At 73.2% G+C, this 13096-nt stretch carries 12 protein-coding genes; 9 read left to right on the forward strand and 3 right to left on the reverse strand.

What is annotated here, in order from left to right:
* Both AC5JJ1_RS19205 and AC5JJ1_RS19210 read left to right on the forward strand, forming a co-directional pair.
* A complete protein-coding gene (locus AC5JJ1_RS19205; protein WP_495786717.1) occupies window positions 1-1611 on the forward strand; it encodes a tetratricopeptide repeat protein in 1611 nt (536 codons plus the stop codon).
* 55 nt (window positions 1612-1666) lie between these two features.
* The gene (locus tag AC5JJ1_RS19210) at window positions 1667-2446 is read left to right on the forward strand and encodes an enoyl-CoA hydratase/isomerase family protein (RefSeq protein WP_495786718.1); all 780 of its coding nucleotides are present in this window, start codon (window positions 1667-1669) and stop codon (window positions 2444-2446) included.
* Here AC5JJ1_RS19210 and AC5JJ1_RS19215 read toward each other — a convergent pair.
* Complete coding sequence (locus AC5JJ1_RS19215; RefSeq protein ID WP_495786719.1) at window positions 2433-3644, reverse strand: MFS transporter; 1212 nt, start codon at window positions 3642-3644, stop codon at window positions 2433-2435. The genes AC5JJ1_RS19210 and AC5JJ1_RS19215 overlap by 14 nt on opposite strands.
* A gap of 227 nt (window positions 3645-3871) precedes the next feature.
* Between AC5JJ1_RS19215 and leuC the strand changes: the two genes are divergently transcribed.
* Genes leuC through AC5JJ1_RS19235 form a run of 4 tightly spaced genes read left to right on the forward strand, consistent with a single transcriptional unit; the run spans window position 3872 to window position 6733 of the window.
* On the forward strand, window positions 3872-5287 hold the full coding sequence (gene leuC / locus AC5JJ1_RS19220; protein ID WP_495786768.1) for a 3-isopropylmalate dehydratase large subunit: 1416 nt from the start codon (window positions 3872-3874) through the stop codon (window positions 5285-5287).
* Window position 5288: 1 nt separating this feature from the next.
* Entirely contained in the window at window positions 5289-5894 is a 606-nt protein-coding gene (gene leuD / locus AC5JJ1_RS19225) for a 3-isopropylmalate dehydratase small subunit (protein WP_495786720.1), read from the forward strand.
* Window positions 5891-6547 carry a class A beta-lactamase gene (bla, locus tag AC5JJ1_RS19230; protein WP_495786721.1) on the forward strand — a complete coding sequence of 219 codons (657 nt, stop codon included), beginning with the start codon at window positions 5891-5893 and terminating at the stop codon, window positions 6545-6547. The genes leuD and bla overlap by 4 nt, the downstream gene beginning before the upstream one ends.
* A gap of 39 nt (window positions 6548-6586) precedes the next feature.
* Window positions 6587-6733, forward strand: coding sequence for a hypothetical protein (locus AC5JJ1_RS19235; RefSeq protein WP_495786722.1), 147 nt, complete (start codon window positions 6587-6589; stop codon window positions 6731-6733).
* Between the two features lie 185 nt (window positions 6734-6918).
* Here AC5JJ1_RS19235 and argJ read toward each other — a convergent pair whose 3' ends face one another.
* Both argJ and AC5JJ1_RS19245 read right to left on the reverse strand, forming a co-directional pair.
* Entirely contained in the window at window positions 6919-8154 is a 1236-nt protein-coding gene (gene argJ, locus AC5JJ1_RS19240; RefSeq protein ID WP_495786723.1) for a bifunctional glutamate N-acetyltransferase/amino-acid acetyltransferase ArgJ, read from the reverse strand.
* A gap of 16 nt (window positions 8155-8170) precedes the next feature.
* A complete protein-coding gene (locus AC5JJ1_RS19245) occupies window positions 8171-9091 on the reverse strand; it encodes a peptidylprolyl isomerase (RefSeq protein WP_495786724.1) in 921 nt (306 codons plus the stop codon).
* 244 nt (window positions 9092-9335) lie between these two features.
* Between AC5JJ1_RS19245 and secA the strand changes: the two genes are divergently transcribed.
* From secA to AC5JJ1_RS19260, 3 genes are read left to right on the forward strand one after another with little or no spacing between them, the layout of a single operon-like run.
* On the forward strand, window positions 9336-12053 hold the full coding sequence (secA, locus tag AC5JJ1_RS19250) for a preprotein translocase subunit SecA (protein WP_495786725.1): 2718 nt from the start codon (window positions 9336-9338) through the stop codon (window positions 12051-12053).
* 38 nt (window positions 12054-12091) lie between these two features.
* Window positions 12092-12706: an RluA family pseudouridine synthase gene (locus AC5JJ1_RS19255; RefSeq protein ID WP_495786726.1), complete on the forward strand. Its 615-nt coding sequence runs from the start codon at window positions 12092-12094 to the stop codon at window positions 12704-12706.
* Complete coding sequence (locus tag AC5JJ1_RS19260; protein WP_495786727.1) at window positions 12688-13071, forward strand: hypothetical protein; 384 nt, start codon at window positions 12688-12690, stop codon at window positions 13069-13071. The genes AC5JJ1_RS19255 and AC5JJ1_RS19260 overlap by 19 nt, the downstream gene beginning before the upstream one ends.
* Window positions 13072-13096 lie beyond the last annotated feature (25 nt).

The raw sequence follows: 13096 nt of genomic DNA on the forward strand, positions 1-13096 counted from the left end.
ATGTCCCGTCGCCTCGCTGCACGCCTTGCCCTGCTGAGCGGCATCGCCCTTGCGCCCCTGTCGGCGGCCGCCCAGCAGCACGACCACAGCCATGCCGGCACCCCGCCCGCGCCGGCGACGCTGGGCGAGATGGATTTCCCGATCAGCTGCGCGCCGGCGGTCCAGGCCGGCTTCAACGAAGCGATGAAGCTGCAGCACTCCTTCTGGTACCAGGCCGCCCGGCAGGGCTTCGACCAGGTGCTGCGCCAGGACCCGGATTGCGCCATCGCCCGTTGGGGCCGCGCCCTCACCCTGCTGAACAATCCCTTCACCCCGCCGGTCGCGGCCAATCTGCGGGAAGGCCGCGAGGGGCTGGAACAGGCGCAGCGCATCGGCACGCAATCCGAGCGCGAGGCCGGCCTCATCGCCGCCCTGATGCAGCTTTTCGCCGGCGATGACGGCCCCGGCCACCGGGCCCGCATCGGCCAGTACGAGCAGGCCATGGCGCAGCTGCACGAGCGCTTCCCGGACGACCCCGAGGTGGCGATCCAGTATGCGCTCGCGCTGGACATGGCGGCGCCGCCGACCGACAAGACCTATGCCCGCCAGCTCCGGGCCGCGGCCATCCTGGAGCGGGAGGCCGCCCGGCAGCCGAATCATCCCGGCGTGGTGCACTACCTGATCCACACCTACGACACGCCGGCCCTGGCCAGCCGCGGCGTCGCCGCGGCGGAGCGCTATGCCGCGCTGGCCGCGGATGCGCCGCATGCGCTGCACATGCCGTCCCACATCTTCACCCGGGTCGGCCGCTGGGAGGACTCGATCGAGACCAATCGCCGCTCCGCCCAGACGGCCCGAGCGCGGGAGGAGACCTTCGACGAGATCCACGCCATGGACTACATGGTCTATGGCTACCTCCAGACCGGCCAGCCCGGCGCGGCGCAGCGCGTGGTGGCGGAGCTGCGCCGCCTCGACCACTGGATGCCGGACCGGCCGATCGGCGGCTTCGCGCTGACCGCCATGCCGGCCCGGTTGGCCCTGGAGCGGGGCGACTGGGAGGGCGCGGCCAGGCTCGGCACGCGCCGCTTCGGCGTGCCCTATGTCGATTCCATCACGCATTTCGCCCGCGCCTTCGGCGCCGCCCGCGCCGGCCGGCCGGATGACGCGACGGCGGATGTCGAGGCCCTGAGGGCCGCCGCCGCCGCCCTGCAGGGCCGCGACGCCTATTGGCAGGAACAGGTAGACATCCACCGCGTCGCCGCCGAGGGCTGGGTCGCCTTCAGCCGCGGCCAGCAGGACCAGGGCCTTGCCCTGCTGCGCGAGGCGGCCGAGCGCGAGGGCCGCACCGAGAAGCACCCGGTCACGCCGGGGCCGCTGATGCCGGCGCGGGAGCAGCTGGCCGAGATGCTGCTGCTGATGCAGCGCCCGGCCGAGGCGCAGCGCGAATTCGAGGCGGTGCAGCAGACCGAGCCGCGGCGCTTCCGGGCGGTGAACGGGGCCGCCATGGCGGCCGAGCAGGCGGGCGACCGCGAGGCGGCCCGGCGGCATTACGGCCAGCTGCTGGAGATCGCGGCGCGGGCCGAAACCCCTCTGCCGGAGCTCGACCGGGCCCGGGCCTTCCTCGTGCAGTAAGGCGGAGCCGGGCGGGCGGCTTTCATCGGCCGCCCGCCCGGTGCAAGCTCGGCCCATGTCGAACCCCCTCCTCGTCGAGCGCTCCGGCGCCATCACCCGCCTCCGCTTCAACCGGCCGGAGCGGCTGAACGCCATCGATGCCGCCATGGCCGCCTGCCTCCGCGAAGCGGTGGACGCCCTGCCGCAGGACCCGGACCTGCGCTGCGTCGTGCTCTGCGGCGCCGGGCGGGCCTTCATGGCGGGCGGCGACATCGCGGCCTTCCAGGGGCCGAAGGCGCTGGCCGAGATCCGGCACATCCTGCAGCCGATGCATGAGGCGGTGGCGGGGCTGGCCGCCCTCCCCGTCCCGGTCCTGGCGAGCGTCCAGGGCGCGGCAGCGGGCGGCGGCCTGTCGCTGGCCCTCGGCGCCGACTTGGTGATCGCGGCGGAGGATGCGCGCTTCGCCCTCGGCTACCTCAAGCTCGGCACCGTGCCGGATTGCGGCGGCAGCTGGGTGCTGCCGCGCCTGCTCGGCCTGCGTGGGGCGATGGGGCTGGCACTGCTAGGCGACGAGCTCGACGGGCGGGCGGCGCTCGCCGCCGGCATGATCAACCGGGTGGTGCCGGCCGGCGAGCTGGAAGCGGCGACCGAGGCCCTGGCGCAGGAGCTCGCGGCCGGGCCGACGGCCGCCTTCGGCCGGGCCAAGGCGCTGTTCCGCGCCTCGGTCGGGCGGGACCTCGGGACGCAGCTCCAGGCGGAGGAGGAGGCCTTCCTCGCCTCCGCCGGCACCGCGGATTTCGCCGAGGGCGTCGCCGCCTTCCTCGGCCGGCGGAAGCCGGGCTTTACGGGGCGGTAGCCACCGGCCGCTTGAAGCGCCGCTCGCCGACGAAGGCCATCGCCATCGTCGCCAGGATGAAGCAGACCGAGGCGGCGAAGACCAGCAGCGGCCGGCCATGGTCCATCAGCGCGCCGTAGATCATCGGCCCGACCGCGCCGCCGATGTTGAAGCCGGTCGTCACGATGCCGAAGACCCGCCCCACCGCGCCGGGCGGCGCCGCGGCGCGCACCAGCATGTCCCGCGAGGGCATGATCATCCCGGAGAAGAAGCCGGCGAGCCCCATCACGCTCACCAGCACCACCGGCCCGAGCGGCACCAGCCCCACCACCGCGATCAGCGCCCCCGTCAGCCCGAAGCCGAGGGCCGCCACGTCGCCATGGCGCGTGGTGCGGTCGGCGATGACGCCGCCCGCCAGCACGCCCAGGGCGCTCAGCAGCAGGAAGGCGCTGAGCGCGACATTGGCGGCGGCGAAGTCCACGCCCCGGCCGTTCACCAGCGCGACGACGGAGAAGTTCTGCACGCCGCCGAGCGAGAGGGCGAGAAGGGTGAAGAAGACCGTCAGCATGATGACGGCCGGCGTCAGCACGGATCCGGCCGGCGCCTCGGCCGCCTTGGCCAGGGCGGCGCGGGGGGCCGCCGCCTCGTCCCTGGCCAGGGCGAGCGGCAGGGCGGCGAGGATCGCAAGCCCGCCGGCCGCGCCGAGCGCCGCCTCGAGCCCGGCGAGGCTCGACAGGCCGAGCATCAGCGCCGGCGCCATCGCGCCACCGAGATAGCCGGAGAAGGTGTGGATCGAGAAGGCGCGGCCGATCCGCGCCTCGCCGATGGTGCGGCCGAGGATCTCGTAATCCGCCGGGTGGTAGACGGCATTGGCGAGGCCGAGCAGCGCCGCCGAGGCCAGCAGCACCGGGTAGCTCGGCATCGCCGCCAGCAGCACCAGGGCGAAGGCGCCGAGGCCGAGCCCTGCCACCAGCACCCGGCGCGAGCCGTAGCGGTCCACCGCATAGCCGAGCGGCGCCTGGGTCACGCCGGAGACGATGTTGTAGAGGGTCAGCGCCAGCGCCAGCTCGACGAAGGAGACGTCGAGCCGGTCCCGCAGCAGCGGGAAGAGCGGGGGCAGGACGAGCTGGTGGATATGGCTCACCATATGCGCGCCCGAGACGAGGATGAGCGAGCGCTTCTCCGGCCTGGTCCAGCTGGCAGCTTGCATGGCGGGCATGTCCCCGTTTCCCTGGCCCTCAGATGGGGCCGTGGCGCAGCATCGCCAGGATCGGCGGCGGGGGAAAGGGCCGGCTCGGCAGGGCTGCCCCTACCGCCGCGCATCGCGCCGCGGGGCCCTTCCTGTGGCGCGCCGCCATGCCCGCAGGCGATGCCGGCCCCGGCGATCCGCACTGGACCGTCCCCCTCCCCCGCCGCAGGATCGCGGCAAAGCCTGCGGGGGAGCCCATGGCCGGCGCGCCGAGGACGATGTTCGAGAAGATCTGGGAGCGCCACCGCGTCCTCGAGCGGGAGGACGGGCAGACCCTGCTCTATGTCGACCGCCACCTGGTGCATGAGGGCGGCGCCGCGGCCTTCGAGGCGCTGCGCCGGCGCGGGCTGAAGCCGCGTGCGCCGGAGCGCATCTTCACCGTGCCGGACCACTACGCGCCGACCGACAGCCGCCGCCTGGGCGACATCCGCGACCCGCGCCACCGCGCGATGATCGAGCTGCTGGCGAGCAACGCCGCCGAGCACGGCATCCGGCATTTCGCGCTGGGCGGGCCGGAGCAGGGCATCGTGCATGTGATCGGGCCGGAACTCGGCCTCTCCCAGCCGGGGATGCTGATCGTCTGCGGCGACAGCCATACCAGCACCCATGGGGCGCTGGGGGCGCTCGCTTTCGGCATCGGCAGCACCGAGGTCGCGCATGTACTGGCGACGCAGACGCTCTGGCAGCGCAAGCCGAAGACCATGCGCATCACGGTCGATGGCCGGCTCGGCGAGGGCGTCTCGGCCAAGGACGTGATCCTGGCGATCATCGCCCGGATCGGCGCGGCGGGGGCGAACGGGCATGTGATCGAGTATGCCGGCAGCGCCATCACCGGCCTTTCGATGGAAGGGCGGCTGACGCTCTGCAACATGTCGATCGAGGCCGGCGGGCGGGCCGGGATGGTGGCGCCGGACGAGGCGGCCTTCGCCTATCTCGCCGGCCGCCCCTACGCGCCGCAGGACTGGGAGGCGGCGCTGGAACGCTGGCGGGCGCTGCCGGGCGACCCGGGCGCCGCCTTCGATGCCGAGGTGGCGCTGGATGGCGGCGCCATCGAGCCGATGGTCACTTGGGGCAACAGCCCGGAGGATGCGCTGCCGATCAGCGGCGTGGTGCCGGGCCCGGAGGCCGCCGCCGATGCCGAGCGGCGGGAGGTGATGGCCCAGACACTCGACTATATGGGCCTCGCCCCGGGGATGCGGCTGGTGGGCCTCTCGGTCGATCGGGTCTTCATCGGCTCCTGCACCAATTCGCGGATCGAGGACCTGCGCAGCGCCGCCGCGGTCGCCCGCGGGCGGCGCGTGGCCGAGGGGGTCGAGGCCTGGGTCGTCCCCGGCAGCGAGGCGGTGAAGCGCCAGGCCGAGGCGGAAGGGCTGCACGAGGTCTTCCGCGGCGCCGGCTTCGCCTGGCGGGAGGCGGGCTGCTCCATGTGCGTCGGGATGAATGGGGACATCGCCCGGCCGGGCAGCCGCGTCGCCTCCACCAGCAACCGGAATTTCATGGGGCGGCAGGGCCCGGGGGCGCGGACGCATCTGGTCAGCCCGGCCATGGCCGCCGCCGCCGCCGTCTCCGGCCATTTCACCGATGTGCGGCGGCTGCTGGCGGGGGGCGGCTGAGATGGAGGCCTTCAGCCGGCTCACCTCGGCGGCGGTGCCGCTGCCGCGGCCCAACATCGACACCGACCAGATCATCCCCGCGCGCTTCCTCTCCCGGCCGCGGGATGTCGACCATGGCGCCTTCCTCTTGCACGATGCCCGGCGGGTGCCGGGCATCGGGGCGCAGGACCCGCACTTCCCGCTGAACCGGGAGGAGTGGCGGGGGGCGCGGATCATCGTCGCGGGGCGGAATTTCGCCTGCGGCTCCTCGCGGGAGGCGGCGGTCTGGGCGCTCTTCGATACCGGCTTCCGCTGCGCGGTAGCGCCTAGCTTCGGCGACATCTTCCGCAGCAACGGGATGAAGAAGGGCCTGCTGCCGGTGGTGCTGCCGGCGGAGGCGGTGGCGGCGCTCGCCGCGCGGGTCGAGGCGGCGCCGGGGGCGGAGGTCACCGTCGACCTTCGGGCGCTGGAGGTCACCTTCCCCGACGGCGCGGTGCATGGCTTCGAGGTCGATCCCTTCGCCCGCCACTGCCTGCTGGAGGGGCTGGACGAGATCGGGTTGACGCTGTCGCTCGAGGATGAGATCGCCGCCTTCGAGCGGCGCTACAGGCGGGAGAACATGCGGTGAGGCGAAGGGCGGTACTGGCCGCGGCGGCGGCGCTGGCGATGCCGGCCGCGGCGGCGGAGGGCCTGGCGGCGCTCGAGGCGCGGCAGGGCGGGCGGCTCGGCGTCGCCATCCTCGATGGCGGCACCGGGCGGGTGACGGCGCATCGTGGGGAGGAGCGGTTCGCGCTGTGCAGCACCTTCAAGTTCCTCGCGGCCGGGCTGGTGCTGGCGCGGGTCGACCGGGGCGAGGAGCGGCTCGACCGGCACATCGCCTATGGGCGGGAGGCGCTGGTGCCCTACTCGCCGGTGACCGGGCCGGGGGCGGAGGCGGGCGGGCTCACCATGGGGGCACTCTGCGACGCGGCGGTGACGCTCAGCGACAACACGGCGGGCAACCTCATGCTCGCCAGCTTCGGCGGGCCGGAGGGGCTGACGGCCTGGCTGCGCGGGATCGGCGACCCGGCGACGCGGCTCGACCGGTGGGAGCCCGAGTTGAACCTGGTGCCGGCGGGCGAGGCGGGGGACACGACGACGCCGCTCGCCATGGTCGGGACGATGCGGCGCCTGCTGCTCGGCGAGGCGCTGTCGGCGGCCTCGCGGGAGCAGCTTGCGGCCTGGCTGGTCGGGTGCAGGACGGGCGATGCGCGGCTGCGGGCCGGGCTGCCGCCCGGCTGACGGGTCGGCGACAAGACGGGGACGGGGCCGGCGCCGCTGGTGCCGACCTGCGACGTCGCCATCGCCTGGCCCCCGGGGCGGGCGCCCATCCTCGTCGCCGCCTATCTCGAAGGTGCGCGGGGGAGCAATGCGGCGCGGAATGCGGTGATCGCCGAGGTCGGGCGGATCGCGGCGCGGGTGGCTTGAAATCTTGAGGGATGCGCCAGGCAAGGCGTTGTATTCGCTGCAAAGCCGAGGCGGCTTTGAGGTTTTGAAGGACTGAGGACCCGTCGCGCGCAGGGGGCACGGCCGGGGCGCAATTCGCTCCTAGGCTGATCTTCCTGGTACCAGGGCGGGGGTCCGCAGGCAAGGATCCCGTGGCGGGGCGGCCGTCAGCTCCGGTAGGAGCCGTTGATGTCGATGTAGCCGTGGGTCAGGTCGCAGGTCCAGACGCGGGCCTTGCCGCGGCCGAGGCCGATATCGACGGTGATCTCGATCTCGCGGCCCTTCATATGGGCGACGACCGGGGCCTCGTCATAGCCGGGGACGACGCCGCCCTCCTGCGCCATCCAGGTGCCGCCGACGGCGATGCCGAGCTTGTCGCGGTCGGCCGGCTCGCCGGACTTGCCGACGGCCATGACGATGCGGCCCCAATTGGCGTCCTCGCCGGCGATGGCGGTCTTCACCAGCGGCGAGTTGGCGATGGCCATGGCGATGCGGTGGGCGGACCGGGCGCTGACGGCGCCGGTGACGTCGATCCGGATCAGCTTCTGCGCCCCCTCCCCGTCGCGCGCCACCTGGAGGGCGAGGTCGAGCAGGACCTCGTCCAGGGCGCGGGCGAAGTCGCGCAGCGCGGCGCCGCCCTCGGCCGGGACGCGCGGGTGCCGCGCCTGGCCGGTGGCGAAGAGCAGGACGGTGTCGCTGGTCGAGGTGTCGCTGTCGACCGTGATGCAGTTGAAGGAGCGCGCCGAGCCCTTGGACAGCAGGGCCTGGAGGGCGGGGGCCGGGATCTTGGCGTCGGTGGCGAGGAAGCTCAGCATGGTCGCCATGTCGGGGGCGATCATGCCGCTGCCCTTGGCGATGCCGGCGATGGTCACGGTCGCGTCGCCGATGGTGGCGGTCCGGAGCGCGGCCTTGGGGAAGGTGTCCGTCGTCATGATCCCCCGCGCGGCATCCGGCCAGCGCTCCGGGGCGAGAGCGGCGTGCAGGGCGGGAAGGGCGGCGGTCAGGCGCTCATGCGGCAGGGTCTCGCCGATGACGCCGGTGCTGGCGAGGAAGACCTCGCGCGGCTTGCAGCCGACCAGCGCCGCCGCGGCCTCGGCGGTGGCGGCGGTCGCGTCGCGGCCGGCCTTGCCGGTGAAGACATTGGCGTTGCCGGCATTCACTACCAGCGCCCGCGCCTTCCCGGCCTTCAGCGCAGCGCGGCACCAGTCCACGGGCGCGCCCGGGCACCTGTTCCGGGTGAAGACGCCGGCGACGGTGGTGCCGGGGGCGAACTCCATCATCGTCAGGTCGGCGCGGCCCTTGTAGCGGATGCCCGCCGCGATGACGCCGAGGCTGACGCCGGCGACCGGCGGCAGCTCCGGCATCGGTTGGGCAAGCGGAGAGACGGGCAGCGGGCCGGCCATGGGCGTGGGCTTTCCCTCAGCGGCGTTGGGGTTGCGGGCGGGCCGGCGCGGCGGCGGGCGGCGAGGCTGCGGGAGGCGCCGCATTATCCAGCATGGAGGGGGCGGGCTGGTCCATCCGCTCCACCTTGGCGGCGTCGCGGGCGCGGGCGACCACTTGCTGCACCTGCTCCTCCAGCATCTTCTGGCGGAGTTGGTTGCGCGTCTCCTCGAAGCCCGGGACCGGGGCGGAGCGGCGCTCCTCCGCCTTGATGACATGCCAGCCGAAGGAGGTACGGACCGGGGCCGGCGTCACCTGGCCGGCCTGGAGGCCGAAGGCGGCCTCGGCGAATTCGGGGACCATGTCGCCGCGCTTGAAGAAGCCGAGGTCGCCGCCGTTCTGGGCACCCGGATCCTTGGACCGGCGCTTGGCCACATCGGCGAAGTCGGCGCCGCCGGCGAGCTCGGCGATCACCGCCTTCGCCTCGGCCTCGGTCTGGACGAGGATGTGGCGGGCATGGACCTCCTCCTCGCCCTGGCGGCGGCCGGCCTCCTGGTCGTAGCGGGCGCGGATGGCGGCGTCGGTGACGGCCGGCGTCACCTCGCGGGAGAGGTAGGCCTGCTGCAGCTCCTGCTCCTCGGCGCGGCGGATGCGGCGCTGCACCTCGGCATCCTTGTCGAGGCCGGCCGTGCGGGCGGCGTTGGTCAGCACGCGCTCGGTGATGGCGCGGTCGACGAGCTGGCGGACGACCTCGGGGGGGAGCATCTGCATCAAGGCGGGGCCGGGCATGGCGCGCATCTCGGGCGGCAGCACGTCCTGGGCGGTCGCCATCACATCCGAAAGCCGGACCGGGCTGCCGTCCACCCGGGCGAGGACCGGGTCTTCCGCCTGTGGGGCCGGCTGGGCGAGCGCGGCGACGGGCAGAAGCAGGGTGGCCGGGAGGAAGGGGCGGAAGGTCATGCGGCAGGGGGGCTCCGGAAAGGCGGCGGACAATGCCGGATGCGGGATGGGGGGGCAAGCGCGCCAGCGTTGACCTGGACGCGCCGCTTGCCTATCTGTTCCGCGCGCCGGGGTCGCGCCCCAAGGTCGTACCAAGGACGCTGCCCGAGGCCTCGGCCTCGGCCCCATCCGGCGGCCCCTGGAGCCACGCCACCGCCGAGGCCCGCGCGGCCACCCCGCGCCATCCCGGAGACACCAGGTCCGCATGTTCGCCCGCATCGCCCGCGCCCTGTTCGGCACCACCAACGACCGGGCGCTGAAGCGCCTCCAGGCCCGCGTGCCGGAGGTCAACGCGCTGGAGCCCGCCATCGCCGCCCTGTCGGATGCGGCGCTCCAGGCCAAGACCGCCGAGTTCCGCGAGCGGCTCGCCCGCGGCGAGGAGCTCGATTCGCTGATGCCGGCGGCCTTCGCCACGGTGCGGGAGGCGGCGAAGCGGGTGCTCGGCCTCCGGCATTTCGACGTGCAGCTGATCGGCGGCATGGTGCTGCACGAGGGCAAGATCGCCGAGATGAAGACCGGCGAGGGCAAGACGCTGGTCGCCACCCTGCCGGTCTACCTCAATGCCTTGTCGGGCAAGGGCGTCCATGTCGTCACCGTGAACGACTACCTGGCGAAGCGCGACAGCGAGTGGATGGGGCGGCTCTACCGCTTCCTCGGCCTCTCGACCGGCGTGATCGTCCACGGGCTGAACGACGAGGAGCGGCGCGCGGCCTATGCGGCCGACGTGACCTACGGCACGAACAACGAATTCGGCTTCGACTACCTGCGCGACAACATGAAGTACCGGCTGGAGGAGATGGTCCAGCGCGACTTCAACTATGCGATCGTCGACGAGGTGGACAGCATCCTGATCGACGAGGCGCGGACGCCGCTCATCATCAGCGGACCGTCGGACGACAGCTCCGACCTGTACCGCCGGGTGGACGAGGTGGTGAAGCGGCTGGTCGAGGACACCGCCACCTTCGACAAGGACGAGAAGCAGCGGACGGCGAACCTCACCGAGGAGGGGTCCGAGCGCGTCGAGCGGATGCTGGGCGAGGCGGAGCTGCTGGAGGAGGGCAACCTCTACGACTTCCACAACGTCACGCTGGTCCACCACGTGAACCAGTCGCTGCGGGCGCATGTGCTCTTCGCCCGCGACGTGGACTACATCGTGCGCGACGACAAGGTCGTCATCATCGACGAGTTCACCGGGCGCATGATGGAGGGGCGGCGCTACTCGGACGGGCTGCACCAGGCGCTGGAGGCGAAGGAGCACGTCACCGTCCAGCCGGAGAACCAGACCCTCGCCTCCATCACCTTCCAGAACTACTTCCGCCTCTACCCGAAGCTCTCCGGCATGACCGGCACGGCCTCGACTGAGGCGGACGAATTTGCCGAGATCTACAAGCTCGAGGTGGTCGAGATTCCGACCAACGTGCCGGTGGCTAGGCGCGACAGCGACGACGAGGTCTACCGGTCGGCCACCGAGAAGTACGAGGCGGTGATCAAGCTGATCGACGAGGCGCGGACGCGCGGCCAGCCCTGCCTGGTCGGCACCACCAGCATCGAGAAATCGGAGCTGATCGACGCGCTGCTGAAGAAGCGCGACATCCCGCACAACGTGCTGAACGCGCGCTACCACGAGCAGGAGGCGACGATCATCGCCCAGGCCGGGCGGCCGGGCTCCGTCACCATCGCCACCAACATGGCGGGGCGCGGCACGGACATCCAGCTCGGTGGCAATGCCGAGATGCTGGCGCGGCAGGAGACGGGTGCCACCGAGGGGCCGGACTACGAGGCGGCGCTGGCGCGGCACAAGGCCGAGGTCGAGGAGGCGCGGGCCAAGGCCAAGGCGGCCGGCGGGCTCTTCGTCATCGGCACGGAGCGGCATGAGAGCCGGCGCATCGACAACCAGCTGCGCGGCCGCTCGGGCCGGCAGGGCGACCCGGGGGCGAGCCACTTCTTCCTCTCGCTCGAGGACGACCTGATGCGCATCTTCGGCAGCGACCGCATGGGCGGGATGCTGCAGAAACTGGGGCTGAAGGAGGGCGAGGCGATCGTCCACCCCTGGATCAACAAGGCGCTCGAGAAGGCGCAGAAGAAGGTCGAGGCGCGCAACTTCGACACGCGCAAGAACCTGCTGAAATACGACGACGTCATGAACGACCAGCGGCGCGAGGTCTATGCCCAGCGCCGCGCCTTCATGCAGGCGCCCGAGGTGGTCGAGACGGTCGCCGAGATGCGGCGGGAATGCATCGAGGCGATGGTCTCCGCCGCCATCCCGGAGAATGCCTATCCCGAGAGTTGGGATGTCGAGGGGCTCGAGGCCAAGGTGCGCGACCAGCTCGGTCTCGAGCTGCCCGTCGTCGCCTGGGCCAAGGAGGAGGGCATCGACGAGACGCAGGTCCGCGAGCGGATCGAGGCGGCGGCTGAGCAGCACTATGCCGCCAAGGCCGCCAATATCGGGCCGGACCTGATGCGCGTCGTCGAGAAGTCGCTGCTGCTGCAGATCTTCGACGCGGTGTGGAAGGAGCACCTGCTGGCGCTCGACCACCTGCGCCAGGGCATCGGGCTGCGGGCCTATGGGCAGCGGGATCCGCTCAACGAGTACAAGTCGGAGGCCTTCGCCCTCTTCAACGCCATGCTGGCCGACATGCGCGAGCGGGTGACGAGCGTGCTGATGCGCCTCGAACTGCAGCCGAACGCGCCGCCGCCGATGCCGGAGCCGGTGCGGGTGATGGACCTGCGCCACCCCGAGCCGGCCATGGGCGAGATGGCGATGGCGGGCGGCGGCTTCGAGCCGGCGCCGCTGCTCGCCCCGCCGCCGGTGGCTGAGGGCGTCAACCCCTCGGACCAGGCGACCTGGGACCGCACGCCGCGCAACGCCCCCTGCCCCTGCGGCAGCGGCAAGAAGTACAAGCACTGCCACGGCAAGGTCTGACCGACCCGGCGGCGCGGCTGCTCCATCGCGACGAGGCCGTGCTGATCCTCGACAAGCCGGCGGGGATTCCGGTGCATGCCGGGCCGCGTGGCGGGCCTTCGGTCGAGGACTGGCTGCCGGCGCTGGCCTTTGGCAAGCGGCGCATGCCGCAGCCGGCGCATCGGCTGGACCAGGACACCGCCGGGTGCCTGGTGCTGGGGCGGACGAAGCCGGCGCTGGCGGCGCTCGGGGCGCTGTTTGCCGCGGGGCGCGTATCCAAGACCTATTGGGCGGTGGTGCGGGGCGGGCCGGAGGCCGAGGCGGGCGAGGTCGACGCGCCGCTGCTGAAGCGCAGCACCGCCCGGGATGGTTGGTGGATGGCGGTCGATCCGGCCGGGCAGCCGGCGCGGACCGGCTGGCGGGTGATGGGGCGCGGGCCGGGCATCGCCTGGCTGGAGCTGGCACCGCGGACGGGGCGTACGCATCAGATCCGGGTGCATTGCGCGCAGCTCGGCTGCCCGATCCTCGGCGACGGGCGCTATGGCGGGGGCGAGGGGCGGATGCATCTGCTGGCGCGGGCGATCGCCCTGCCGCTCGACCCGCCGGTGGCGGCCACGGCGCCGGTGCCGCCGCATATGCGCGAGGCGATGGCGGCGTGCGGCTGGCGAGCGTGATCCCGCTGGTCCTTCTGCTGGTGCTCGCCGGGCCGGCGGCGGCGCAGCGCAGCGGCTGCGGGATGGGGCTCGGGCTGGAGGCGTTGCGCGGGGCGGAGGCGGCGCTGCGGGCGGGCGTTGCGGCACCCTCGCTGCTCGGGGGACGGGCGGCGGCGGCGGAAGCGGCCGGGGCGCTCCGCGAGGCGGCGGGGCGGCTCGGGCAATGCGGCTGCGGGCAGGCGGCGGGTCACGCGCAGGAGGCGGAAGGGCTCGCCGAGGCGGCGCGGGCCGGGGACAGCCTCGATGCAGTCCGGCGCGGCCTCGACCGGGCGCAGTTCTCGGCCCGGCTCGCACGGGAGAGGCTCGACCGGCGCGGCTGTTCCTGAACGGGGGCCGTGGAGCGGCGTTGAG

The sequence above is a fragment of the Belnapia sp. genome, from assembly GCF_059504005.1.